Raw genomic sequence first — 25,826 nt, forward strand, 5'->3', positions numbered from 1 at the left:
AAAAAATCTCCCTGTCCATTTAATATATGAAACAGAGAGACTTCTCATTCAGATTTTTTACATCATATTCATTACAAGACCAAATGCCTGCATCATGGAAAATCCGATCTCAGCTATGATGAGTAAAGAATACAGTACCGTGTACACGATCGGAAACGCCATTTTTCGTTTCAGAAGATGTGCACGCCACACATAATATCCCGGTTTTAAAAAGATTGCAAACAAGATCAGTCCAAGTATTTTGTAATTCTGCTTATTGATCTTTACGATATCGATTACCACAAAAATAATAAATGCTGCAAGCAATGCATAACTGAGCAGGGAAAATATCACATAATTTCCACTGTACATCACATTCATATAGCTGCCATCCATAATACTTTCATATGTCATCGACTGAAATATGGATGAGGCAGAAACCATGCTGATGATCTCCCGCAATGGCATTATGATCAGTAACAGATAACAGAAAATATCTGAAACCGGTCCATGCTGTTCCTGCGGTGCCCAGGTATTCTGGTTGTACTGCGGATTTCCATACATCTGCTGTCCATTGTTATACTGCTGGTCCCCATAGGTCTGCTGTCCATTGTTATACTGCTGTCCATTGTTATACTGCTGGTTCCCATAAGTCTGCTGTCCATTGTTATACTGCTGGTCCCCATAAGTCTGCTGTCCATTGTTCATGTTCTGATTTTCGTCCATAATCTTCTCCTTTTTGATGCTATTTTATTTTTTCTGTCTGCTTCCAATGATATTGGAAAGTGTAGCAAACTGCTCTAATGTAAGTGCCTCCCCCCGGATCGTAAGCGGTTCACCAAGCTCTGCGATGCACTGCTGTATCTCTTCCTTGGAAAGATGTACCTGAGGCGCATTTGACAATCCATTTGCAAGTGTTTTTCTTCTCTGATTGAAAGATGCGCGGATAATGCTAAACATCAGTTTTTCATCATCCACCTGCACCGGTACTTCTTCGTGTTTGGTCAGACGGATCACCGCACTGCCGACATTTGGTCTTGGCATAAAACAGTTTGGAGGAACATTCGCAACAATCTCCGGTTTTGCATAAAACTGCACAGCCAAAGACAATGCACCGTAATCTTTTGTTCCCGGTCCTACCTGCATACGGTCTGCAACTTCCTTCTGCACCATAACCGTAATACTGTCGATCGGCACATGGCTCTCAAAAAGTCCCATGATGATCGGCGTTGTAATATAATATGGAAGATTTGCCACAACCTTGATCGGTTTTCCATCATTTCTTTCCATCGCAAGTTTTGCGATATCCAGTTTTAAAATATCCTGATTGATCACCGTCACATTATCATAAGCACTCAGTGTATCCTCTAAGATCGGGATCAGATTGGTATCGATTTCTACCGCAACCACTTCTCTGGCATTTTCACACAGATACTGCGTCATCGTACCGATACCCGGACCGATCTCAAGGACAAAATCTTCTTTTGTCACTCCTGCTGCTTCAACGATCTTCTCTAACACATGCGGATCGATCAGAAAATTCTGTCCGAATTTCTTCTGAAAATTAAAATGATATTTCTGTAAGACCGCAATCGTATTCTGCGGAATCCCTAATGTAGCCATAAAACTCCTTTCAATCTTTCCGGTTACTTAACATTTCCTCAAACAGTGTATCTAAAAACTCTGCATACAATCCGTTAAATGTCTCATGAAAAGTCTGCGCCACACTTGCGTCTCCCTGACCGGTCATCTGTGCTTCCTCAAAAAGTGCAAATGCCGTTTCATAAAGCTCCGGATTCTTATCATAAAATACTTCCGTCAGTCCATCCTGAAAAGCAAACTGCGCCTCCTGAGAAAGATTATCCTTGAAATCTTCCTTGGAAATACAGCCTTTCTCCTCATAATCAGAAAGATAAATATGTCCCTCTGCAGATTTTACAAAATCGCGAAATACCACTGCCACATCCTCGTATGTAACAGGAACATAATTCTCATTCCAGTATTTGTCAAATGTTTCCCTGTCCGGGAACTGTGAAAAAATATCGTTATCCATGTTATTCTCCATTCCTGCGTGTGAAAATTCTTATGTTTCACACTATTCTCCATTTCTGTGCATAAAATATTGTATACAATAGACTGCGCATTCCAGGGGCAGACCTATTGTCATAAATATGCAAACAGGATGCCATCACGGTCTGTCCGTCTCTGACACCCTGCCTCTCATTATATACAAAAATCATATATAAGGCAAAGATTTATTTTTCATCGTGGAACATTTCGATAACACTGTTCAGCCGTACAATATTCTCACGGTTATTGTCCACAAGTGTTTCATTTCCCTGGACAATTCCGGAAACCTCAAGTGTTTTCTGTGCGATATCCGCCACACCGTCAGCCGCCTCGGAAACCGTCGAGCTGACACCCTGCATGGCATCCGCGATTTCAACAATAGATTTTAACAGTGTATTGATCTGTCCGCTGATGGCAGACATGTCATCATCGAACACCGTCGCATCCTTTGTATACTGGTCTGCAACTCCCATAAAATCCTCATAATCTTTAAGCACTGTCTGCTCTAAGAAATCTGTACTCTCTTTTAAGCATCCTGTCATATTCGCCACAGCCTCATTGACCTCAGCTATGATCTCATTAATACTGCCGACAGTCGTGGATGACTGGGTTGCCAGTTTACCGATCTCTCCTGCAACAACTGCAAAACCTTTTCCTGCCTCTCCGGCTCTGGCTGCCTCGATCGACGCATTGAGTGCCAGCAGATTTGTCTGGCTTGAGATCTCAAGGATCGCCTGCGTAAATTGATTGATCTTTTCTACCGCCTTCGCCTGCTCCATGGCAGCCTCTGTTTTCCGCTGTACATTTTCGTACATCTGAACCGTTTTTTCGCTTGCAGCCTGTGTCTTTAATTTGAGCTGATCAGCACGCTCTTTTACCTCAACAGAGGCTTCGCGTCCTTCACTGGAATAACGTTCAATATCTGTTGCACGCTCTTTGATATCGCTGACTGTAGTATTGACTGTCTCCATTGTTGCCGCTGTCTCTTCCATTGCAGCAGCAATTTCCTGTGTTGTATCCGTGTTGACATTACTCATCTCACGCACACGCTTTGTCGTATCCGAAAGCTGTTCCGTCGTATTGTTCAGATCTGCGTATACATGGCGGATATTTCCCACCATTTCCCGCAGATTCTTGCGCATGTTATGAAGTGATATCGCCATTCTTCCGGTTTCATCTTTTCTTTTATAAAGGTGCTGGTTTGCCGGATTGCTCGCAAACTCAAATTCAGCCGTCTGTTTTACGATACCGTCGATCTGGGTGATCGGCTTTGTGATTGTAAATCCGAGTACTGTACCGATAATTATGGTAAGTATCATTGCAAAAGCAGCTCCTCCGAATATCTGTTTTGCAAGCTGTCTGGATTTTTCCTGCAGTTCAGTTTTTGGTGCCGTAAGGACAAATTTCATGCCATTTTCCAATGTCTTATAATACATGACCTTATCTTTTCCCTGATAAGTATAGGAAACGGCAGTCTCCTCCGTCTGCTCATTTCCAAGCGCATCCACTACTGACTGCAGTCCGCTGTCTGCATCCGCAAGATTACTTCCAATCTCAAGATCTTTGTGATACATGACCTCACCGGAATCATTGGCAAGGAAACCATAACCACTGTCAAATATACTTAAAGAATCAATCGTATTTGTAAATTCACTGAAATCAATATCCATTCCAATGATACCAATAGACTCGCCGTCCACCTCGATTGGAATAACGTATGAGATCATATATACACCAATGTTGGAATTTAAGTATGGTTCCATCCAGGTTTCTTTTCCATTCTGTACCGGAATATAATACCATCCGACATGCTCCACATCACTCGGATCATACATGGAAAAGTCCGTTGGCGTCACACTCTCAAACTCACTGTCACTGTTATCTCTTGTTAGAAAAAGTCCGCTTGTTGGTTCCGTAAATTCAGGATTATAACGGATATACGCCGTGAGTGCTCCCTTAGTGTTCTGTGCAGACTGCATCAAAATCGGCAGCATCTGCTTTGTATAAGTATCCACATAATCCTTGCTTGTCCGGAAAGATGCTGCATGTTCCAGTTTGGCAACTGCAATGCTGTATACCATTTCCACTGACTGTGAAACATTCTGCATCATGGTATCAAGTTCACTGCTCTGGCTCACACACTTAAGCTGCATCTCCCGCTGTGAGTCTTCATAAGAAGTACTGACTGAATTAACAATACTGATCGCCCCACAGATAAAAGTTGATACCAGCGAACAAAGTATTACAGTTACAATGATCTTGGTTTTTATTGATTTCATACAAAATTCCCCCTCTGTAAAAATTCCTCCCATTTACTCAATTTTACCATATTCGACTGTATTTTCAATAAAATGCATGCTGTTTCGTTATGTTTTCGTAGATTTTCAATCTTACACTTTTGTTTTCGCATATTTCATCGAACATATTTTCGATTTTTCTGTTGCAAATAAATCTGTCACATGTTATATTAATTTTATCGAACATTAGTTCTTGTTTGTTGATGATATGAGTCGCCCGTCCAAATGGTGTATCGCAGGCTTGTGAGTGGCATCTTGCGCAAGATGCCAGACTTCAGGTTATGAACACCATTGGGGCGGGCGGTTCATCTCAAAATCGGGGTCGTAGGTGCGGATTTTTGATATTCGCACGAATGGAAATATGCTTAAAATCCTAAGGTGCTGTATCATTGATATTCAGCCTAATGACTTGTCTGAATTTTCATCTGCTCTGTTGCATTACACTAATCATTTCATAAATTAACAGACTAATAATGCAGATTACTATTCCAAGTATGTATGGTTAAAAGCATAAGTATAACAGATTGCATCGAGATTTTGCGACATTTTTGAAATGAATGTTACCAAAATTTACGCACCCCCAAGGTTGTAAAATGAGTTCCCCGGCAAAGGGTGGTTCACAACCTTGCGGCTGGCAAATCGCATCAAGCCGGGATTCGTTTTGTGACTTTGGGAGAAAATTAGGCAATCTTAGTCTGCCTGTCCGTAACACAGTGTTGTGCTGCCACGGACGGCAGCACAAGTCTTAATGCCCCCGGACGGGGCGTTTAAGACGCACACGTCACTCCGAGAAACACTAAATCAGGCAGACTAATTTCACTCTGATAATAATCAGAGTGAAATCGATTGCCTTATTTTCGGACAACGGAACAAAACAGTCCCGGCTTGATGCAATTTGCCAATCGAAATCCCCCGGAACCACCCTTCGCCGGGGAACTCATATCCCAACAAACCATCATTTGTTTTGCAGTACATGTTTCGTAATATTTGATGCAAATACCGGATCATAACTTACAATCATATTTTTGACAAAGACCTTAAGGATGGAGATGAAGATCAACATGAACATTCAGCAAAATATGTCTCTTATGGAAAAACTTGCCATACTTACCGACGCTGCAAAGTACGATGTAGCCTGCACTTCAAGCGGAGTAGACCGCAGCGGCAATGGCAGCGGTATGGGAAATTCCCTTGCATGCGGAATCTGTCATACTTTTTCTGCAGATGGACGCTGTATTTCTCTTCTCAAAATACTTTTTACCAATGAATGCATTTTCAACTGCGCCTATTGTCAGAATAATTGTAACTCTGACGTGAAACGGGCTTCTTTTACCCCCGACGAAGTCTGTGAACTGACAATGGAATTTTACCGGCGTAACTATATTGAGGGACTTTTCTTAAGCTCCGGCATCATGGTCAGCCCAAATTACACGATGGATCTGATCTACCAGACACTCTACCGGCTGCGCAATGTCTATCATTTTAACGGCTATATCCATGTCAAGGCTATCCCGGGTGCAGATCCCGTGCTTGTAGAAAAAGCAGGATTTCTTGCCGACCGCATGAGTATCAACTTAGAGCTTCCGACTGCTGACAGCTTAAAGAAGTTGGCTCCCTATAAATCCAGAACCACTATTTTGAAACCAATGCGCCAGATTCAAAACCGTATCACGGAAAATAAAGACGAGCTTGCCATTTACCGCAAAGCACCACGTTTTGTTCCAGCCGGACAGAGCACCCAGATGATCATTGGCGCTACTCCGGAACACGATTATGAGATTATGCGTGTTGCCGAAACGCTTTATCAGAAATTTGACTTAAAGAGAGTGTTCTACTCTGCCTTTGTCAATGTCAACCACAATTCAAATCTGCCGGTTTTGCCGGGTGGCCCGCCTCTTTTACGGGAACATCGGCTTTATCAGGCAGACTGGCTGCTGCGCTATTATGATTTTAAAGTAGATGAATTACTAACAGAAGACCGGCCTGATTTTAATATTTATCTGGACCCCAAATGTGACTGGGCGCTCCGCCATTTAGAATGTTTTCCGGTAGAGATCAACCGTGCAGATTATCGTACACTTCTGCGTGTTCCCGGCATCGGTGCAAAGTCTGCCTCGCGCATCGTAAAGGCAAGACGTATGAATAAGCTCGATTTCTCTGATCTGAAAAAGATCGGTGTCGTACTAAAACGTGCACTATACTTTATTACCTGTTCCGGTCACATGATGTACCCTACAAAGTTAGATGAGGACTATATCTGCCGCAGCCTGATCGCAGACCGCACCCAGATTCCACGTGAAATACGTGAAGCGGGATACCAGCAGCTCAGTTTATTCTCCTGATGACGGAACCTACAGCGATTCATAATTTAGCGGCTGGCAAATTAAAACCTGCTATTTCGCTGTAACATCATCTTAATGATCATTAATCCGATGCATTAATGGCTTTCTATAACGAGGATTTTATAATATGTACACATTTATCTGTGAAGATTCCCCCAATGGAATCTTATCCGGCATCTATGATGCATGGGATTTTAAGGTAAAAGAAAACAAAAAATATTCTGCCCGCAGCACATCGGCTGATAGTTCTTCCAGTGCCCCAAAAAGCGCCTGCACCCACGATGATATCCACATTCTGTGTCATGAACCGGACAATTATCAACTATTTTGTGAGTATATCCATGTGGAAACTTCCTCTGATAAAGCATCGAAAGTCGCTCGCACCATACAGCGCAAACTTGGCAGTGAATTTTACGATACCATTTTAAATGCGATTCTTTCCATTGTTCCGGAAAAAAAGAATAACTTAGACAAAGCGGACGCCATCTACCATACTCTTGTACTTGGTCTGAATACACCTGCCGGAGCACGCGCCATTTGTGATCTTGCCAACCCTTATGTCCACCGCCTGTTTATTCTGTCCCGTGCTACAGCAAATGAGGCACATCACCTGCTCGGTTTTCTTCGTTTTTCAGAACTGGAAAATGGTGTACTGTTTTCCACGATTCACCCCAAAAATAATGCCCTGCCGATATTGGCAGAGCACTTTACCGATCGTCTCCCGCAGGAGAATTTTTTGATATATGACAAGAACCGCCAGCTTGCCGCAGTTCACGCCGCCGGAAAGAATTTTATGTTAGTGGACGCTTCCGGTATAGATCAGGAGCTTTTAAAACATACCTCTGACAGAGAGGCCAAATACCAGAAGCTGTGGCAGACCTTTTTCGACCACATCGCGATCCAGGCACGGATCAATCCAGGACTCCAGGCGCAGAATATCCCGAAGCGCTTCTGGAATGATACCCCGGAACTTGGTAAAAAATAAAGCCCTGTTACCATAAACAGAGCCTCTCTTTATAGATGAAAGAGATTATTTGGCAGGCGTCGCGGCCCCTGCATCTCTTTTAACCCATAGGGTGCGTGGTTGCAACGAAATTTACCACCTCAAATAATCTCTCCTATGTAATTTTGATTGTATATCATCTTTTTCCCTTCTTCCTATAACTCTTTTAGGTTTGTGATTACGCTCTTTTACGCAACCAGTTTATGGTGCTATGATAACATAGACTTTTTATCATGTACAGAACATAAATTACATTATACGAAATAACCGTTCTGCATTCGCCCTGGTCACCTGCTCCACTTCTTCCGGTGTGATTCCTTTTAGTTCTGCGATCTTGGCGATCACAAACGGAATATAGGATGAATCATTCCTCTCTCCGCGATGCGGCTCCGGTGCCATATATGGACAGTCGGTTTCTAAAAGGATTCGTTCCAGCGGGATTTCCTGTACGGTTTCCTTTAACTTTTTGGCATTTTTAAAAGTCACAACACCTCCGACACCGATATAATATCCCATTTTTATAAATTCCTGTGCCATCTCCTTCGAATAAGAATAACAGTGGATGACTCCCGGAATTTCCTCCGCATATACAGATTTCATCACTTCCATGGTATCTGCTGCCGCATCCCTCGAATGAATGATCACAGGAAGTGATACTTCCCTCGCTAACTTCATCTGCTCAGCAAACCAGTATCGCTGCTGTTTTTGTATTTCCGGCTCCTTATCCCAGTAATAATCAAGCCCGATTTCTCCAACTGCAACCACTTTTTCTCTTTTGGTCTGCTCTTTCAGCCATGCAAATGTTTCCTCATTCAGACCACTGATATCACTTGGATGCACTCCGACTGCCGCATAAACAAATTCATACCGCTCTGACAGCGCAAGTGTTGTTTTGGTGGATTCGATCGATGCACCGACATTGATGATCGTTCCAACGCCACGTTCTGGCATGGATGTGATCAATTCCTCTCTGTCCTCTTCAAACCGTTCATCATCATAATGTGCATGTGTCTCAAATATCATAATTGTGTTTCTCCTTTTTTCTTATATGTCAATCATTTTTTCCTACAGGATACACTTTATAATATTAATATTCTCTGTCATTCCCTGCCCTGTGGCAGATGCGCTTCCCGATGGATCACCGGTATAAGAAGCAGACATCCCCTGCGGCAATGCACCGGCAGCATCCGTCAATGTCAGATCTGTCTCTAACTCCGCATCCTGCTGTGCCTGCATCTTGATCTGTGCCTCTGTCATCTGCAGATTTGCAGATTCGGCAGACAGGCTCACGATCACGCCGGAATCAGGAGATATATCAGATGTGTTGTGGTTTTCCATCTGTGCTTTTATATATTTCATATCCGCTTCGCTGATCTTACTCTGCTCCTGACGTCTGTGATTATTGCGCTTCTGCCGTATTTCAACACGCTTTGCCTTTTCCTTTTGTACATTCTGTATTTCTTCAATCGCAATCTTTTCTTTCAACTCACGCTCTTTGTTTGCAGCCCGGCGCCTGATCTCACCTTTTTTCTGCATATTATCCGCCCGGTTCTCGCGTTTATATTTATTGTTTTCGATTTCTTCCTGCTTTAAGTGGCGGACTTTTAACTGTGCGCACTCTACCATTCTTTTCGCATGCGCAACTGCTGCAGATATCTCCTTGCTGTCATATTCCCCGGTTGCTGCACACCGCTGCAAAGTGGCAAGTCTGCTCTTTGCCTTTGTCAGCGCATTTGCTGCGCCCTGCGGCTTCTTCGCACGCAAAAGCTGATTCGAAACTTCCCTGTAATTATAATTTACTTTTTTCTTTGTGCTGCTTTTACTCTTTCCACAGACATAATCAATACGCGCACGTGCATCTTTATTCGCATTTTTAATGGTCAATGTTCCAGCCATTGCCATAGCTCCACTGGTGCTCCCAGCACTATTTACCGAAAATCCCATAGCTCATATTCCTCCCTGAAATCATGACAGGAATCCCAGAATACCTCTTTGCAGATAAATCGTACATTCTGTAAACAAACATTATATGGATCAATTTAAACATGCCCGTCATGAAAATGAATCCGTTCATATATCTTTAACATCGGCAAAACTATGTAAAATGATTACCTTATCCATCTGTTTCTTTTACATAATATGACACATCCAAAGTGTTTCTGCGATATTGACCATGCAAAACATTCCAAGCACAACCATTGAAATCTTCTGAACCAGTACCGGAATTTCTTTTCTGATCTGCCCATACATCTGCCGGATACAAAAAAGACACGTTACCATCAGAATAAAATACAGATAAATATATGGTCTGTCTGCCGATGCATAGATTGTCGGAGAAAATCCCATGACAATGCCGGATGCCAGTCCCACACCAAGCATCACAAGTGTATAAAGATATATTTCCAGCTTCTCTCTCATCAGACAAAACAGTGCATAGGACATCCCCGCCACCGTCACGATCAAAAATAACACCGGAAGCCAGTTCACCGGATCTTTAAAATTCCACCCTGCTGTCTGTTCCGGTATAATAAATATTTTTTCATACCACGGATGCCCGGTGCGGATCAGTGCATATCCAAGAATACAAAATACAGGAACAGATGACAGCAATGTTTTTATCATATTTTTCGTTTTCAGTCCGACCAGTACTGCCAGTATAACCGAGACGATCAGAAAAATACTGTTGACCTGCGCAATAAAAATGCGTTCTATATTTACAACTCCCATATAAATCTTTTCCCAAATGGAAAAATGTGCAAATTCCGGCATACGCCCTTCGACTTCCTGCATGCTGCGGATACTATTTCCCGGACAGCACAAAATCGTAAAAAGTGAAATCAGATCAACGACAAAATATCCGTAAATCCACAGACTCCCCGCTTTTTTTCTGTGCCAGTTATAAAGTAACGCAAGAAAAATCATAACCAGTAAAATTGCTGCCACCTGTTCCTGACTGCTGCAAAAAATACAACAGATCATCCCTGCTGCGCCCTCATACCAGTGCAAAAACTTATTTTGTGCCAGTTTCTGTAAAAGCAGGGCGATATATAAGATTCCAAAAAGCGGCCACAGATAGTTGACCGTCGTTGCGATCCAGCCAGCTGATACCATATCCGAAAATGGGTAAAGCAGCATAAACGCACAGACAAGCCATTTTAATATACTCTTAGATTCTTCCCTGTCTGAATCTTTATCTGACCAGCTTACATTTTCATCAATATATTCCGTGTAATTATTTAATAAGCGGTATAACAATACAGGAATCAGTGTATAAATAATAATATCCAGGATTTTCCACAGCCACGAAACCTGTACCAGTGGTATAAGAACAAATTCGATTGCCATTCTTGAAGACCATGTCGCATAGCGGTGCGCTAAAATCTCCCAGATACTTCTTCCATCCATCAGCGTCTGAAAATAGACAACATCATCACCGGCAGAAATTTTAATGACCAGATGCCAGATAAGTGCCACCATAAACACCAGCACAAATGGCAGGTTTCTTTGAAATATCCCCTGTATTTTTTTTCTCACTCTTTTGTTCCTCCCTGTGTGATATCGAAAAAGAGATAGCGCATACACTATCTCTTTTTCCCTCACAAATCCGGCACAACATCATAGATTTATCGCAACTGTCATGACAGATTTTTATTTTTCAATATGTTAGCAGATCTCTGCTCCACTTGGCATTGCTTTTTCCGGTGTCATCAGCGCAAGATTGCCCTCTGCATCCTCTGCACATAATAACATTCCTTCCGATAAAACTCCGGCAAGTTTTGCTGGTTTTAAGTTTACAAGTACCATGACTTTTTTGCCGACCATCTCTTCCGGTGTGTAATATTTACGGATACCGGAAACAATCTGTTTTACCTGGCTTCCGACTTTTACCTGGGAGCATAATAATTTCTTTGACTTCGGCACTGCTTCACAGGAAATGATCTCTCCGACCTGGAACTGCATTTTTATGAAGTCATCATACTCGATCTCCGGTTTTGCCTCGATATCGATTGCTTCGCCTGCTTCCTCTGTTGTCTCTGGCAATTCACCAAGTACTCTCTGCTCTGCCTCAAATTCTGCTTTCTGTGCTTCACGGATCGCATCGATCTTTGGCATGATCTCTTTTGCATCAAGACGTGCAAAAAGGATTTCCGGTTTTTCTGTTACTTTATTTCCATTCTCATAAAGTCCGAATTTATCGAGATCATCATATTCACGCATACCTGTGTTAAGCTGCGCTAAGATACGGTCTGCTGTCTCCGGTAAAAAGCTCTTTAACAGACATGCTCCGATGGTGATGGATTCTACCAGATTGTAAAGAACTTCTGCCAGACGGTCTTTTGTTGCCTCGTCTTTTGCAAGTACCCATGGTGCTGTCTCATCGATATATTTATTGCAGCGGCGGAATAAGTTAAATACCTCTGTGATTGCATCTGCAACACGCAGGTTTTTCATTTTCTCTGCAACTTTATCCCTTGTAGATGTTACAACTGCCTTTAAGTCTGCATCAACTTCCTCTGTCACACCTGTGCTCTTTACCACACCGTCAAAATATTTATTGCTCATGGAAATGGTACGGTTTACAAGGTTTCCAAGGATATTTGCAAGGTCAGAGTTGTAACGCTCAATGACAAGATCCCAAGTAATGATTCCGTCATTTTCAAACGGCATCTCGTGCAGTACAAAGTAACGTGTCGCATCCACACCGAATAAATCAGCCATATCATCTGCGTAGATCACATTTCCTTTGGATTTACTCATCTTCTCGCCACCCTGTAAAAGCCACGGATGTCCAAATACCTGTTTTGGCAGCGGCAAATCCAGTGCCATCAAAAAGATCGGCCAGTAGATCGTATGGAAACGGATGATATCTTTTCCGATCAGATGTAAGTCTGCAGGCCAGTTTTTGTTGAAGAGCTCACTGGAATTGCCATCTGCGTCATATCCGATCTTTGTGATATAGTTTGTCAGCGCGTCAAGCCATACATATACGACATGTTTCGGATCGAAATCAACCGGAATACCCCAGGAAAATGAGGTTCTGGATACACAAAGATCCTGTAATCCCGGAAGCAGGAAGTTGTTCATCATCTCATTTTTTCTGGAAACCGGCTGGATAAATTCAGGATGCTCATTAATATAATCGATGAGCTTGTCAGCATATTTGCTCATTTTAAAGAAATATGCTTCCTCTTTTGCCGGCTGGACCTCACGTCCGCAGTCCGGGCATTTGCCGTCTACAAGCTGTGACTCTGTCCAGAAAGATTCACACGGAGTACAGTAAAGTCCCTCGTAGGAACCTTTGTAGATGTCACCTTTATCATATAATTTTTTGAAGATCTTTTTTACCTGTTTCTCATGATCTTCATCCGTTGTACGGACAAAATTATCATAAGAAGTGTTCATCAGATCCCAGATACGTTTTACTTCTCCGGCAACGTTGTCTACATATTCCTTCGGAGTGATACCAGCTTTCTCGGCTTTCTCCTGGATCTTCTGACCATGCTCGTCTGTTCCGGTCTGGAAGTAAACATCATAGCCTTCCTGACGGCGAAATCTTGCAATTGCATCTGCAAGTACGATCTCGTAGGTGTTTCCAATGTGTGGCTTGCCTGATGTGTAGGCAATCGCTGTTGTCATATAAAATTTCCCTTTGCTGCTCATGTGTATTTCCTTCTTTCTTAAATAATTTGCTTATGGATGCGGATTATAACAAAAAAGTCCCGTCCTCTAAAAAGAAGACGAGACGTTATCCCGTGGTACCACTCCCATTTACCGGCATAAAATGCCAGCCTCATTCTGATATCTCACGGACTGCCCGGATACATACTGCCCCGGTGCGCATCTGCTGTAATATCTCCCGCTGTAACAGGCGGACCTGTCGGGACTTATCTGTCATTTTCTAAAACAGTTCAGTCCTGCCACTCCAAAGCCATCTTCCATCTATGTCCGCCCGTTTCCTCTCAGCCTCATTCCGGTTCGACCTTTCATTTTCTGTGATACAGGTTTTCTTATTTAAAGTACCTGACTCACATCACCTTTCCCGGAATTATAGAAACTTCTCTGTAAAGTTCCAACAGATGTACTCTCTTTTTCATGGTGTTTTATTTTTTTACGATTATTTTCAATCTAGCATGGAATGTGTAAAAAGTCAAGCGCCTGACCCTTTTTGTGCGATCACGCAATACCAGTTTACCCGCTCAAATTCCGGCATTGGAAAGTATGCCGGGAAGCATTTTACTTCCATATTACGATATCAAAGTACCTTTAATTGATCCAGAAGAACATCTTTGGAGTTTTCTTAACCATGCCGATTACATCATATCCAATCTCTTTTACAGCATGAAGCGTACCTGGAGAGGAAAACCAGCTGTCAAAGAGAACATATTTCGCAGGGATTACCGCCTTTTTAGCAGTTTCCAAAAGCGAAAGCATGGCGGAGGTTCCTTTTTCCATGGACAGTTTCCTGCGTTTGTATCCAATGGTCCTTTTGTCTACATTTGCAGTTTGATTGATTTTGAGCAACTCAATGATATCAAAACCAGACGGTTTCATGCTATATTTGTGCCAGGTATTATTGGATTTTCAAGGTGCATAGGCACTTATTCAAGTGCGGAGTTTGAGTCACTAATATTTAGCAGAAAATAATTTATTTTTTTTATGGATTATTCCAATAAAGTATGCTATCTTTTAATCGTCTATGGACAAATAAATGTTATAAAAGATCAATAATTTACAAAGGAAGGCAAACCATCATGGAAAAGATCAAAAAGCGTATAGTTAACTTAAAGGTTGCAGGAAAATTAAAAGTATATCGAATGACAGTGCTTGTTATGACATTATTTTTAGTGTTGGTGGCGCTGATCTCGACATTAGTGATCCGTTCAAATATAGAGAAGATCACGGAGGTCTGGTCTCCGTCATTGGAATATCTGCAGGATTTAGAGACAATGACTGCGAAATACAGAATCAAACAGTATCAGCATCTGGTAGAATCAGATGCAGCAGTCATGAACTCCTGCGAAGAAGAAATCCAGAAGCTGGAGAGCCAGATTCAGGATACCGATGCGAAGCTGGATGCAATAATGTCTGCAGACAGCGATGCTCAAAAAGGACGGGATGATTATGAAGTGGCAAGCGCTGCATGGGAAAAATATAGGGCTGCTTCCGATGAAATTTTGAAGTTAAGCCGTGAGGGGAAACAGCAGGAGGCAGCGAAGCTGATGACCGGAGAGGTGTATGAAGAATATAAGTCTTTTACTGAGAAATTAACTTCATTGCGTGATGAGTTCCAGGTAGAATTAGATCGGGCAAATACCATGGCCAAGGTATGCACCATAATCATATTTGTTGTGATCGTGGCAGCGGGTCTTGCGATTGCTGTAGTGACGACACTGATCGGAAGCATCATTACCAATTCCATTACAGAGCCGGTAGAACAGATAGAAGCAGCGGTTGCCAGTCTGCGTAAGGGTGAACTGTCTAACGTAGAAATGCTTACCTATGAGTCTGAGGATGAGTTTGGCGATACCATTAGGAATCTGAAAGAAGCCATGGGTATTCTGGCAGATTATGTCAGGGAGATCTCCGCGGAGGTTAAGGCAATCGCGCAGGGTGACCTGACCAGAAATGGTGATGAGATTACAGATTTCCTGGGAGATTTCTCAGAATTGAAGACATCACTGCTGTATATTCTGAAGCGCTTTAACAGTACCCTGACCGAGATCAGCGATCTGGCAGAACAGGTATCATCGAATTCATCCGAGGTGGAAAATGCATCAAAATCCTTGGCGAACGGTGCAACAGAGCAGGCAGGAGTCATCGAGGAATTGAATGCCACCATTGACACTGTCGTGGATCTGGCTGCAGATACAGCGAAAGAAACGCAGAGCGCATCAGCACGTGTAAAAGCTTCTGCAAACAAAGCGAACGAAGAAAAAGAAAAAATGAATGAGCTGCTCACGGAAATGGAGCACATTACAGAAATCTCCAAAGAGATCGGTAATATTATCACCGATATCGAGACTATTGCATCCCAGACCAATCTGTTATCCCTGAATGCTTCCATAGAAGCTGCCAGAGCAGGAGAAGCAGGAAGAGGCTTTGCAGTGGTTGCGGATCAGATCGGCAAGCTGGCAGCAGACAGTGCAAAGTCTGCTGTAAATACGAGAGATCTGATCGATAAGACCTTAGTGGAAATTGAAAAGGGAAATACGATCACAAGAACAACAGCAGACGCATTCAATCAGATCATTGCAGATATGGAGTCCTTTGCAGAGCTTGCACAGAACACCATGGAGAAAGCCAACTCCCAGGCAGAGTCCTTGGAACAGATCGGTCAGGGAATTGAACAGCTGTCCGGTGTGGTACAGGGCAATGCGGCATCATCAGAAGAGAATACTGCGATCAGTATTAATCTGGCAGAGGGAGCAGCCAAGATGCATGACCGCGTGAATATCTTTAAGTTATTCTAGAAAAATGGCAGGGATAGGGTGAAGTTGTCAAAAGGAAGGTACTTGTTGTGATTAATGATATATTTAATGTGTTTGGAGAGCAGACAGCAGAAATCTTATTTGAGATTATTACAGAATGTACGGATGATTATCTGTATATATTTGATCTGCAGAATAATACCTTTGAGATTTCACAGTCAGCTGTGAAACGGTTTAATATGTCGAAAAATCTTCTGACAGATGCTGCAAATGAAGTTATGAAGGTAGTGTATGAGGAAGACCGCAGGATGCTTACAAAGCATCTTGCGGATATATGCGAAGGAAGAGAAAAGGTACATAATCTTCATTACAGGTGGCTTGATAAAGAAGGTATGCCGGTCTGGATCAACTGCCGTGGTATTGTGATCAATGATCCGCAGGGAAAGGCAGAGTATCTGGTCGGATGTCTGAACGAGACCGGCAACAAGAGAAGAGCTGATAATGTCACAGGACTGCTTGGTGGTCCGGAATTCCTTACTTACCTGTGTTCACAAAAGGCACCTATTTCCAAGGGCTTTTTGATGCATGTAGGAATTGATGATTTCGGAGCGATCAATAGCTCCAGGGGAGCTGATTATGGTAATTATATCCTGAAAAGTGTAGCCGGCTGCATGAAGGAATGCCTTTCAGACAAGCAGAGAATTTACCATCTGGTAGCGGATCAGTATGTGATCGTGGATCTGGATGCTTCTTCTGCGGAAGACGCTGTGGCACTGAAAGAAAAGATCACAGATAAACTTTATAATTTCATAGTAGCCGAAAATTATGAAGCTCTATTTTCCGTTTCTATTGGTGTTATAAATGCAGCAACATTTTGTGAAGGGACTGAAGAATGCCGTAAAAAATTTGAATTCGCTCTGAAACAGGCAAAAAGCATGGGTAAAAACGGATTCTATATTTTTAATCAGGATGACTATGAGGTCTTTTTACGAAAAGGAAGAATCATAGCAGCACTTCGTAATGCTATTGTAAACAATTACGAAGGCTTTGAAGTCAATTATCAGCCGATCGTGGATTGCCAGACGGAACAGATCATTGGAGCAGAGGCGCTGATGCGTTTTTCCATGATAACGGAAGAAGGACGAGAGTTCATTTCACCGATGGAGTTTATCCCATTGTTGGAAGAGACCGGACTGATTATTCCCGCCGGAAGATATATTTTGAACGAAGCCGCAGCAATGTGCTGTGAAATGCAGAAATATATTCCGGACTTCCGGATGAATGTAAATGTATCCTATGTTCAGATCCTGCAGGGCAATGTAGAGCGGGATATTCTGGATGTAATTCAAAAGTACACTTTAAAGCCGGAATGTTTATGCGTTGAAATGACAGAAAGCGGATTTATGGATATGACACCAGCATTCTGCAAATTCCGTAAGAGCTTGGACACGAACGGGATCCCCTTCGTGATCGATGATTTTGGAACAGGATATTCGAATCTTCATTGTATACGTGATATGAATCCGAGTTATGTGAAAATGGATAGGGATTTTACTGCCAAGGCGATGAACAGTGCCCGGGATTATGAATTATATAAAAATATCATCCCGATGGTACATAGCATTAACGTCAGGATATGCGCAGAAGGCATCGAGGAAAAGGAATGGCTCTTGAAAATGAAAGAAATGAAGGTTGATTATCTGCAGGGATATTATTTGGGCAGACCATGTGGAAAAGAACAGTTTCTACAACAATATGCCAGAGGCATCAACGTTAAGTAAAGAAGGTAAGGCAGACTCAGTTATGTGGGGCTGCCTTATTTTATGGCCTTATCAGAAAGATGAATTCATAACGGCTTCTTTCAGTTTTTCCAGGTCATTGGCATCAGGGTGAGACAATGCACAGTCAAAATTCTGGATCAATACATCCAGATTCTGCGGATGATCGGGAGCCTCCTTCATTTTCAGGTAGCGTTCCCGGACAGACTGCGGCATTCCGCCCTGACACATATACTCACCGACGATAACATTGCTGGCATCAATGAACTGCTTAACCTGACTCAGGATTTTCCGGAAATAAATATCACTGCCACCAAATATGGTTATAAAAATGGAGACCGTCCGGCAAATCTGTTTTTTATGCGCGTGTCTGCGCCTACACTGCTCCTGCCGACTATTTCTATACGGACGATAAAAATCTCTGTGATATTGGAAACTGGTCTGACACCTTAAAAGTTGTTGCACGGATCAGCGATAAAACATCAAAAATTACAGGAACCAAAGCAACCGCTGCATCCCTGTCCTTTAAATGGGCAGCCGTTTCCGGTGCATCCGGATATAAAGTTGTATATTATCCAAGTGGTCTTTCTGATCTTTCCAAGGAACTTACCACAAGTACAAATTCCTGTACGATTAAAAACTTAAAAGAAGATGGCTCTTATGCAATCTGCGTTTATGCCTTAAACAGCAATTCTGACTTTACAGTTGTTTCTAATACTTACACAGAAACCTATGCCACAACACTTCCAAAGAAAATACGTGATTTTAAAGTGACAACTGCTTATCCCGGAGATGCCAGCTTTGAATGGAAAGGCATTAATGGTGCCAAAGCATTTCAGTTGCAGATAACAAAAGTTTCTGATTCCAAAAAATTTAAAAAACCGATTGTAAACGAAACAAAATTTTACAGTTACCTTGGAACATATACCAATTCAAAAAAAATCAAAGCAGGCACTTTTTATTCAGCAAGAGTCCGTTCCTATGTCACACTTGCAGGCACTAAGCAAAAAGTTTACAGTCCATGGAGTACCGTCATTACTTTTGGCACCTCGCCTAAAAAGATTACTGCAAAACAGTCCGGCTCAGGAATAAAGATCAACTGGTCAAAAGTTTCCGGTGCTTCCGCATATGAAATATACGTTTCCACAAGCTACGATACGAAAACTTTTACGAAAGTAGACACCGTTAAAAGTAAAAACACCAGCTACACCCTGAAAAAATTTAAAAAGAAAAAGCTGAAAAAAAATACCATGTACTACATCAGTGTCAAGCCGGTCTGCAAAGTCGGAAAGAAAAATTGTTCCACAACTGTTTATGTATCCAATCCTACATCAGTATTTTATAGCAAATAAAAAGCTGACCATAAAATGATTGCAAAAACATCCGGGGCGAAACGGATACTCAAAGATATCTGTTTTGCCCCGGATGTTTAAAATTTATTCACACCGCATGTAATCTATAACTTACTCCACATTTTTCGTTGCGATCACATCTACACCTGTCCCTGCAACATCTTTCACAAGCACATCCCCGATGTGCACCGGAGCAGCAACCTCAACATTTTTCAATGCTTTGACACAGTCAAATATTTTTCCTTTCGGAATATCTTCTTTTGTCTTTACAGAAACCATTGCTTCGCTTCCGCCGGTGATCCTTACTGTAGAGGTAACGATTCTGGTTGGATTTGTCACTTCCTTCCTCGCATAGATATCACCGCGCTTACAGGTATTCCCTGTAACACTGACAACTTCACCGTTCTCCATTTTTACAGTCAGCGGACAGCCCATCGGACAACCGATACAGATTAAATTTTTCTCTTCCATTGATATACCTCCATTTTATTCCTGCTCGATCTTGACTGTGATCGTCTTTAGATCCGGGTACTGCAAAAGCTGCTCTTTTGTCAGTTTGATCTCTTCCATTTCTCCCGGTGCCACGACCGGACGTTTTCTGTGGATGACTCTCTCATCACCAAAATAAGCACTGACATAGCAATTCTTGTATACACCACCCACGCGGAAACGAACCGTAAGCTGCTCATCCATACTGGCAACATTGATAGTTCCCGGAACTGTGTATCTGACTCCCTCGACCGGATTTAAAATAATATCGTTATCTCTTGCCGCTTCCACGCCATTTGCTTTTACATAAACTGCTGCATTTTTTCCGGCTGTCTTTGCCTCTTCAGATACAAAATCCACAAGATCATGTACATGCAGTACATTTCCGCAGGCAAACACACCCGGAATATTCGTTTCAAGACTCTCATTTACTTTTGGTCCTGATGTAACCGGGTTCATGTCAACCCCCATACCTTTGGAAATCTCATTTTCCGGGATCAGTCCGACAGAAAGTAAAAGTGTATCGCAGCTATATTCCTCCTCAGTTCCTGGGATCGGTTTTCCCTTGCTGTCAACCTCAGCCAACGTGATTCCCTCTACACGTTCTTTTCCCTTAATATCCACAACCGTGTGGCTTAACTTTAACGGGATTCCATAGTCATCTAAGCACTGTACGATATTACGTTTCAGCCCACCGGAATATGGCATTAATTCTGCCACAACCTTAACCTTTGCGCCCTCAAGTGTCATTCTTCTTGCCATGATCAGGCCGATATCGCCGGAACCCAAAATGACAACTTCACGTCCAGGCATAAACCCTTCGATGTTTACCAGACGCTGTGCCGTTCCTGCAGAATAAATTCCTGCCGGTCTGTATCCCGGAATATTTAACGCTCCACGAGGTCTCTCGCGGCATCCCATTGCAAGAATAACTGCTTTTGCCTGAATTTCAAACAGACCGTCTTCGCGGTTCATTGCAGTAACTACTTTTTCATGGCTGATATCCATGACCATGGTATTTAATTTATATTCAATTCCAAGTTCCTTTACCTGCGAGATAAATCTTCCCGCATATTCCGGACCTGTCAGTTCTTCCTTAAATGTATGCAGACCAAAACCATTGTGGATACACTGGTTTAAAATACCGCCTAATTCTTTGTCTCTCTCTAAAATCAATATGTCATCAATTCCGTTATTTTTTGCAGAAACAGCAGCCGCAAGCCCTGCCGGTCCACCTCCGATGATTACGATATCATATGTTTTCATGCTCTGGCTCCTCCCTCTTACAATCTGTCCTTGTTGGTTCCGACAATAATTTTTGAATTTCCGCCTGATTTTGTGATCTCAGACTGACTCACACCGCGCTCTCTTGCTAAGATCTCCATTGTTCTCGGCGAGCAGAATCCCGCCTGACAGCGTCCCATTCCGGCTCTTGTGCGGCGTTTGACACCATCTAGTGATTTTGCACCGAGCGGGCGTCTGATGGCATCAATAATTTCTCCCTCGGTGATCATCTCACAGCGGCAGATAATATTGCCATACTCCGGTTTTTCCTTAATTAAGGCCACTCTTTCTTCTTTGCTTAAAGTATTTGGATTTAAGATGCCTTTGCGCGTTGCGATAAAATCTTTCTTTTCTTCCAAATGCATTTTTTCTTTTAACAGACCTGCAACCATTTCTCCGATCGCCGGACTGCTCGTAAGCCCAGGTGACTCGATTCCGGCACAGTCGATAAAGCCTTTTGCATCTTCTGCCTCTTCAATGATAAACTCATGACCATCTTCATGTGCACGAAGTCCGGCAAAAGAAGTGATAACCTGACGCATCGGAATATTTTTTACATTCAGATTCGCCCCGGCGATAACCTGATCTAAGCCTTCTCTTGTCGTGTTCGTTCCTTCTTTGTCCTCAATATCAATCGCAGTAGGTCCTAATAACAGGTTTCCATGTACCGTCGGCGTGATCAGAATACCTTTTCCATATTTACCTGGAAGTGCAAAGATCGTGTGGCTCACATGGTTTCCGGCACTCTTGTCAAGCAGGCAGTAATCGCCGCGTCTTGGTGTAATATGGATTTTCTTTTCACTGACCATATTGTGAAATTTATCCGCATAAACACCTGCCGCATTGACGACATATTTTGTTTCAAACACGCCCTGATTCGTATGGACCTCCCAGATCTCTCCTGTTTTTTTCAGATCTGTTACTTCCGTATCAAACTTAAATTCCACACCGTTTGCATTTGCATTCTCAGCCAGTGCTATATTTAAATGAAATGGGCAGACAATCCCGGCACTCGGCGCATATAAAGCCGCATAGATATCATCCGAAAGATTTGGCTCCATTTCATGTACTTCCTCTTTCAATAAAATGCGCAGTCCCGGCACACCGTTTGCCACACCGCGGTCATAAAGCGCCTTCAGATTTGGCATATCCTCCTCGTCCTTGCAGACAACCAGAGAACCTATCCGCTTAAACGGAAAATCAAGATCTTTGGAAAGCTGCTCCATCAAGGCATTTCCCCGTACATTTAATTTTGCCATCAGGGAACCTTCTTTTGCATCATATCCCGCATGTACGATTGCACTGTTTGCCTTGGATGTGCCGCAGCAGACATCTTCCTCTTTCTCTATCACACATACTTTTGCATTATAACGCGACAATTCTCTCGCCGCTGCTGCGCCGGATACACCGGCTCCGATGATAATTACGTCATACATTTTCCATCTCTCCTTTTTTTACTTTGTTCTTCTGGTATCTAACCCGGAGGGCTTTTTCATTCATAAGATGTAATCTCCTATGAATAAAAAAGCCTGACAAGTAAGCGCACCCATGCTGTTGCGATTATCCTGTCAGGCTCTCTTCTCTCTTGCCCCTCAACAATAGATTGCAGGTTCCACATGCACATCTACTGTCATAAATATAAAATTGTCATATAAAGTTACTTATCGCATGACAAACATACGGTCTACCATGGAATTGCTCCATATAGCAGTACTGCAACAATTGCTCCGATCACCGGTCCCACCAGCGGAACAACTGCATATCCCCAGTTGGATGTTCCTTTTCCCTTAATCGGAAGAACGGCATGTGCAAGACGCGGTCCGATATCTCTTGCCGGATTGATCGCATATCCGGTCAGTCCACCAAGTGACATACCGATCGATACAATGATTCCAAATACAAGAAACTTTCCAAGTCCATCGGTAAGTCCCGGCACATTTGCCATACCTTTGATCGCAAATACAAGGATAAACGTTCCAACTGCCTCACTGAAAATATTCTGTCCCATGTTCGGAATAGAAGGCGCTGTACAGAACACCCCAAGTTTTGTCGCCTGATCCTCTGTTGCATCAAACTGTCCTTTAAACAAAAGATATACGATCACCGCTCCAACAAACGCTCCTGCAAACTGTGCAATGATATATCCCGGAACCATTGCCCAGTCAAAACTTCCGTCAACTGCAAGTGCTAACGTCAGCGCCGGATTAAACGATGCTCCCGATGCTGCTCCGAAAATAAATGCCGGCAGCATAACCGCAAGTCCCCATGCAAATGTGATCTGGACAGTTCCTCCACCCTTCATGCCAGATTTGTTGAGATTTACGTTTGCAACAACTCCATCACCTAAGATGATCAGAATCATAGTTCCCAAAAACTCTGCTATATATGGTAACATACTATCCCCCCTTATTCAATTAACTTTACCAATACATTACAATCTTTACCTTCCCTATACAAAACCTTCTTTTTAATCTTCCTTTGCCCAGCCGTATGCATATTTGACTGCTTTGTTCCAGCCTTTGATCATTTCTTCTCTCTTTGCGGCATCGATCTGCGGCTCAAATGTCTTGTCGATTGCCCAGTTTTTAATAACATCCTCTTTACTTGACCAGTAACCGACTGCCAGACCAGCAAGATATGCAGCGCCCATCGCTGTTGTCTCTACACATTGCGGACGATTTACCGGCGCATCAATAATGTTCGCCTGTGTCTGCATCAGGAAATCATTAGCACTTGCTCCACCGTCAACTTTCAAAGCGGTAAGATCAATTCCGGAATCTGCTTTCATGGCAACCAGAACATCATTCACCTGATATGCCAGAGATTCCAATGTTGCACGGATAATGTGATATTTATTGACGCCACGGGTAATACCTACGATCGTACCTCTTGCATACTGATCCCAGTGAGGTGCACCAAGACCGGTAAATGCCGGAACTACATAACAGCCGTTCGTATCTTTTACTTTCTTTGCCATGTATTCCGAATCAGGTGCAGAATCAATGACTCTTAATTCATCTCTTAACCACTGGATCGCAGCCCCCGCCACGAAAATAGAGCCTTCCAGTGCGTAATTAACTTTTCCATCCAGTCCCCATGCAATCGTAGTTACCAGACCATTCTTGGAAAATACCGGTTTTTCGCCTGTGTTCATTAAAAGGAAACATCCGGTTCCATATGTATTCTTTGCCTCTCCTGCGTTAAAACAGGTCTGACCAAACAATGCTGACTGCTGGTCTCCGGCAGCACCTGCGATCGGGATCGGTCCACCAAGGTAAGAAGGATCTGCCTCCCCGTAAATACAGCTTGACGGTTTTGGCTCCGGCAGCATACATTTTGGAATATTTAACTCTGCTAAAATCTCATCATCCCACTGAAGAGTGTTGATATTAAATAACATTGTTCTGGATGCATTGGAATAATCGGTCACATGAACAGCGCCTTTTGTCAGTTTCCAGATCAGCCAGGTTTCTACCGTTCCGAATAATAATTCACCTTTTTCGGCTCTCTCTCTTGCACCCGGTACATTGTCAAGCAGCCATTTTACCTTCGTGCCTGAAAAATATGCATCAATGACAAGACCTGTTTTTTCCCTGAATTTATCGGTAAGTCCTTTTTCTTTTAAGGTATCGCAATATTCTGAAGTTCTGCGGCACTGCCATACGATCGCATGATGGATCGGCTCTCCTGTTTCCTTATCCCAGACGATCGTTGTCTCTCTCTGGTTGGTAATACCGATTGCTGCAATATCCTCTGCTGTCGCATTGATCATGTTCATCGCCTCAACTGCAACACCGAGCATACTTGCCCAGATTTCATCTGCATCATGTTCCACCCAGCCCGGCTGTGGGAAGTACTGTGTAAATTCCCTCTGTGCCACGCTGCACATCTCACCTTTCTCGTTGAACAGGATACATCTGTTGCTTGTGGTTCCAGCATCCAGTGCCATTACATATTTTGCCATACTTTTTCCTCCTCTTTCTTTTGGCTTTATTTAATATTTAAACTGCTCCCCCCAGAGCATTATAAATATTCGTAAAATTGATTGTTCTTTTTTCTATTGAAATATATTATTTTTTACCCTACATATTCCAGACTTTATGGTTTGTGGATGATACCGCCATCGCACCCGCTGACAATGCTCCCATCACGTCTTCTTTATCTGTGATCAGCCCTCCCGCAATAATGGGTACTTTTACCGAATGACTGATCTGTGCAATGATCTTTGGCATTACTCCCGGAAGTACCTCGATAAAATCTGGTTTTATCATGTGCTGTTGCTGCCTGATATTTTCAAATGCCATCGAATCCAGTAAAAATACACGAAGTACTGTATACATAGACATTTCTTTTGCTTTTTTGATCAGTGACGGCTTCGTGGAAATAATTCCATCCGCTTTGGTCTGTTCTTTAATAAATTCAACTGCAATCTCCTTTGGACTTAAACCACTGATGAGATCCATATGCACCATTGCAATCTTACCTGCATCCCTGATCGTCTTTACAATTGATCCAATAGAACAGACATCTCCAAATAAAATAAATATGACTCTGATATCATCATGCTTACAGCATTCTGTCACATCTTCCATATTTTTTACCGCTGCAATGATGGGATTATCCACTACTGCTTCATAAAAATTCTGATTCATGCTTTCCCCTTCCCAGACACCTTTTTCCTAATTCATATGTATACAACTAATGGTCACCTCATGACGTTTTTACATTGCAGTTTTAATATAACATAAAAAAGAGCGACAATACCAACGGCTTCATCGGCCGTTCTATTCGCTCTCCTGTCAT

At 42.7% G+C, this 25,826-nt stretch carries 20 protein-coding genes and 2 pseudogenes; 6 read left to right on the forward strand and 16 right to left on the reverse strand.

From position 1 onward, the window contains the following. Window positions 1–57: 57 nt before the first annotated feature. The 4 genes from H8S51_RS00130 to H8S51_RS00145 all read right to left on the reverse strand — a co-directional run bounded on the left by H8S51_RS00130 (window position 58) and on the right by H8S51_RS00145 (window position 4,328). Complete coding sequence (locus tag H8S51_RS00130) at window positions 58–705, reverse strand: hypothetical protein (RefSeq protein ID WP_186899833.1); 648 nt, start codon at window positions 703–705, stop codon at window positions 58–60. Window positions 706–729: 24 nt separating this feature from the next. Next, a complete protein-coding gene (rsmA, locus tag H8S51_RS00135) occupies window positions 730–1,602 on the reverse strand; it encodes a 16S rRNA (adenine(1518)-N(6)/adenine(1519)-N(6))-dimethyltransferase RsmA (protein ID WP_186899834.1) in 873 nt (290 codons plus the stop codon). A 10-nt stretch (window positions 1,603–1,612) separates the two neighbouring features. Then, entirely contained in the window at window positions 1,613–2,032 is a 420-nt protein-coding gene (locus H8S51_RS00140) for a serine/threonine protein phosphatase (protein WP_241070813.1), read from the reverse strand. Window positions 2,033–2,234: 202 nt separating this feature from the next. Then, complete coding sequence (locus tag H8S51_RS00145) at window positions 2,235–4,328, reverse strand: methyl-accepting chemotaxis protein (protein WP_117920822.1); 2,094 nt, start codon at window positions 4,326–4,328, stop codon at window positions 2,235–2,237. A gap of 1,079 nt (window positions 4,329–5,407) precedes the next feature. On the opposite strand from H8S51_RS00145, the gene H8S51_RS00150 reads away from it, so the two are divergent. Then, window positions 5,408–6,688, forward strand: coding sequence for a putative DNA modification/repair radical SAM protein (locus tag H8S51_RS00150; RefSeq protein WP_186899835.1), 1,281 nt, complete (start codon window positions 5,408–5,410; stop codon window positions 6,686–6,688). 127 nt (window positions 6,689–6,815) lie between these two features. After that, on the forward strand, window positions 6,816–7,673 hold the full coding sequence (locus H8S51_RS00155) for a TIGR03915 family putative DNA repair protein (RefSeq protein ID WP_117920823.1): 858 nt from the start codon (window positions 6,816–6,818) through the stop codon (window positions 7,671–7,673). A 267-nt stretch (window positions 7,674–7,940) separates the two neighbouring features. Here H8S51_RS00155 and H8S51_RS00160 read toward each other — a convergent pair whose 3' ends face one another. From H8S51_RS00160 to H8S51_RS00180, 5 genes and pseudogenes are all read right to left on the reverse strand, one after another. Continuing rightward, window positions 7,941–8,714, reverse strand: coding sequence for a TatD family hydrolase (locus H8S51_RS00160; protein ID WP_186899836.1), 774 nt, complete (start codon window positions 8,712–8,714; stop codon window positions 7,941–7,943). Between the two features lie 42 nt (window positions 8,715–8,756). Next, window positions 8,757–9,635 carry a hypothetical protein gene (locus H8S51_RS00165; RefSeq protein ID WP_186899837.1) on the reverse strand — a complete coding sequence of 293 codons (879 nt, stop codon included), beginning with the start codon at window positions 9,633–9,635 and terminating at the stop codon, window positions 8,757–8,759. Window positions 9,636–9,821: 186 nt separating this feature from the next. After that, complete coding sequence (locus tag H8S51_RS00170) at window positions 9,822–11,225, reverse strand: DUF6056 family protein (RefSeq protein WP_186899838.1); 1,404 nt, start codon at window positions 11,223–11,225, stop codon at window positions 9,822–9,824. A gap of 129 nt (window positions 11,226–11,354) precedes the next feature. After that, a complete protein-coding gene (gene metG / locus H8S51_RS00175) occupies window positions 11,355–13,352 on the reverse strand; it encodes a methionine--tRNA ligase (protein ID WP_117920828.1) in 1,998 nt (665 codons plus the stop codon). Window positions 13,353–13,958: 606 nt separating this feature from the next. Beyond that, window positions 13,959–14,192, reverse strand: a pseudogene (locus tag H8S51_RS00180) (IS4 family transposase); the annotation flags it as partial. Between the two features lie 251 nt (window positions 14,193–14,443). Between H8S51_RS00180 and H8S51_RS00185 the strand changes: the two are divergent. Further along, window positions 14,444–16,162, forward strand: a complete 1,719-nt coding sequence (locus H8S51_RS00185; protein ID WP_117920829.1) for a methyl-accepting chemotaxis protein — start codon at window positions 14,444–14,446, stop codon at window positions 16,160–16,162. 47 nt (window positions 16,163–16,209) lie between these two features. Next, window positions 16,210–17,901, forward strand: coding sequence for an EAL domain-containing protein (locus H8S51_RS00190; RefSeq protein WP_186899839.1), 1,692 nt, complete (start codon window positions 16,210–16,212; stop codon window positions 17,899–17,901). A 51-nt stretch (window positions 17,902–17,952) separates the two neighbouring features. Here the strand turns inward: H8S51_RS00190 and H8S51_RS00195 are convergent, their stop codons facing one another. After that, window positions 17,953–18,249, reverse strand: coding sequence for a flavodoxin family protein (locus H8S51_RS00195; protein ID WP_408639573.1), 297 nt, complete (start codon window positions 18,247–18,249; stop codon window positions 17,953–17,955). A gap of 137 nt (window positions 18,250–18,386) precedes the next feature. On the opposite strand from H8S51_RS00195, the pseudogene H8S51_RS18490 reads away from it, so the two are divergent. Beyond that, window positions 18,387–18,578, forward strand: a pseudogene (locus H8S51_RS18490) (fibronectin type III domain-containing protein); the annotation flags it as partial. Between the two features lie 159 nt (window positions 18,579–18,737). Further along, window positions 18,738–19,250: a fibronectin type III domain-containing protein gene (locus H8S51_RS00200; protein ID WP_241070814.1), complete on the forward strand. Its 513-nt coding sequence runs from the start codon at window positions 18,738–18,740 to the stop codon at window positions 19,248–19,250. 111 nt (window positions 19,251–19,361) lie between these two features. Here H8S51_RS00200 and H8S51_RS00205 read toward each other — a convergent pair whose 3' ends face one another. The 6 genes from H8S51_RS00205 to H8S51_RS00230 form a co-directional block, all read right to left on the reverse strand. Then, window positions 19,362–19,721: a DUF1667 domain-containing protein gene (locus H8S51_RS00205; RefSeq protein WP_006857089.1), complete on the reverse strand. Its 360-nt coding sequence runs from the start codon at window positions 19,719–19,721 to the stop codon at window positions 19,362–19,364. A gap of 15 nt (window positions 19,722–19,736) precedes the next feature. Next, window positions 19,737–21,005: an NAD(P)/FAD-dependent oxidoreductase gene (locus H8S51_RS00210; RefSeq protein WP_186899840.1), complete on the reverse strand. Its 1,269-nt coding sequence runs from the start codon at window positions 21,003–21,005 to the stop codon at window positions 19,737–19,739. A 17-nt stretch (window positions 21,006–21,022) separates the two neighbouring features. Next, the gene (locus H8S51_RS00215) at window positions 21,023–22,459 is read right to left on the reverse strand and encodes an NAD(P)/FAD-dependent oxidoreductase (RefSeq protein WP_118209268.1); all 1,437 of its coding nucleotides are present in this window, start codon (window positions 22,457–22,459) and stop codon (window positions 21,023–21,025) included. 248 nt (window positions 22,460–22,707) lie between these two features. After that, window positions 22,708–23,418 (reverse strand): MIP/aquaporin family protein, encoded by a 711-nt coding sequence (locus H8S51_RS00220; RefSeq protein ID WP_006857092.1) that lies wholly within the window; start codon window positions 23,416–23,418, stop codon window positions 22,708–22,710. Window positions 23,419–23,490: 72 nt separating this feature from the next. Then, window positions 23,491–24,987, reverse strand: a complete 1,497-nt coding sequence (gene glpK, locus H8S51_RS00225; protein ID WP_015519905.1) for a glycerol kinase GlpK — start codon at window positions 24,985–24,987, stop codon at window positions 23,491–23,493. A 118-nt stretch (window positions 24,988–25,105) separates the two neighbouring features. After that, entirely contained in the window at window positions 25,106–25,675 is a 570-nt protein-coding gene (locus H8S51_RS00230) for a glycerol-3-phosphate responsive antiterminator (protein ID WP_118209269.1), read from the reverse strand. Window positions 25,676–25,826 lie beyond the last annotated feature (151 nt).

Source organism: Roseburia rectibacter (genome assembly GCF_014287515.2).
GTDB lineage: Bacteria > Bacillota > Clostridia > Lachnospirales > Lachnospiraceae > Roseburia > Roseburia rectibacter.

Bases quoted from the DNA above. Each gene is read 5' to 3' on its own strand.
- H8S51_RS00130 (WP_186899833.1), bottom strand. From the start codon at position 705: ATGGACGAAAATCAGAACATGAACAATGGACAGCAGACTTATGGGGAC.
- rsmA (WP_186899834.1), bottom strand. From the start codon at position 1,602: ATGGCTACATTAGGGATTCCGCAGAATACGATTGCGGTCTTACAGAAA.
- H8S51_RS00140 (WP_241070813.1), bottom strand. From the start codon at position 2,032: ATGGATAACGATATTTTTTCACAGTTCCCGGACAGGGAAACATTTGAC.
- H8S51_RS00145 (WP_117920822.1), bottom strand. From the start codon at position 4,328: ATGAAATCAATAAAAACCAAGATCATTGTAACTGTAATACTTTGTTCG.
- H8S51_RS00150 (WP_186899835.1), top strand. From the start codon at position 5,408: ATGAACATTCAGCAAAATATGTCTCTTATGGAAAAACTTGCCATACTT.
- H8S51_RS00155 (WP_117920823.1), top strand. From the start codon at position 6,816: ATGTACACATTTATCTGTGAAGATTCCCCCAATGGAATCTTATCCGGC.
- H8S51_RS00160 (WP_186899836.1), bottom strand. From the start codon at position 8,714: ATGATATTTGAGACACATGCACATTATGATGATGAACGGTTTGAAGAG.
- H8S51_RS00165 (WP_186899837.1), bottom strand. From the start codon at position 9,635: ATGGGATTTTCGGTAAATAGTGCTGGGAGCACCAGTGGAGCTATGGCA.
- metG (WP_117920828.1), bottom strand. From the start codon at position 13,352: ATGAGCAGCAAAGGGAAATTTTATATGACAACAGCGATTGCCTACACA.
- H8S51_RS00185 (WP_117920829.1), top strand. From the start codon at position 14,444: ATGGAAAAGATCAAAAAGCGTATAGTTAACTTAAAGGTTGCAGGAAAA.
- H8S51_RS00205 (WP_006857089.1), bottom strand. From the start codon at position 19,721: ATGGAAGAGAAAAATTTAATCTGTATCGGTTGTCCGATGGGCTGTCCG.
- H8S51_RS00210 (WP_186899840.1), bottom strand. From the start codon at position 21,005: ATGAAAACATATGATATCGTAATCATCGGAGGTGGACCGGCAGGGCTT.
- H8S51_RS00215 (WP_118209268.1), bottom strand. From the start codon at position 22,459: ATGTATGACGTAATTATCATCGGAGCCGGTGTATCCGGCGCAGCAGCG.
- H8S51_RS00220 (WP_006857092.1), bottom strand. From the start codon at position 23,418: ATGTTACCATATATAGCAGAGTTTTTGGGAACTATGATTCTGATCATC.
- glpK (WP_015519905.1), bottom strand. From the start codon at position 24,987: ATGGCAAAATATGTAATGGCACTGGATGCTGGAACCACAAGCAACAGA.
- H8S51_RS00230 (WP_118209269.1), bottom strand. From the start codon at position 25,675: ATGAATCAGAATTTTTATGAAGCAGTAGTGGATAATCCCATCATTGCA.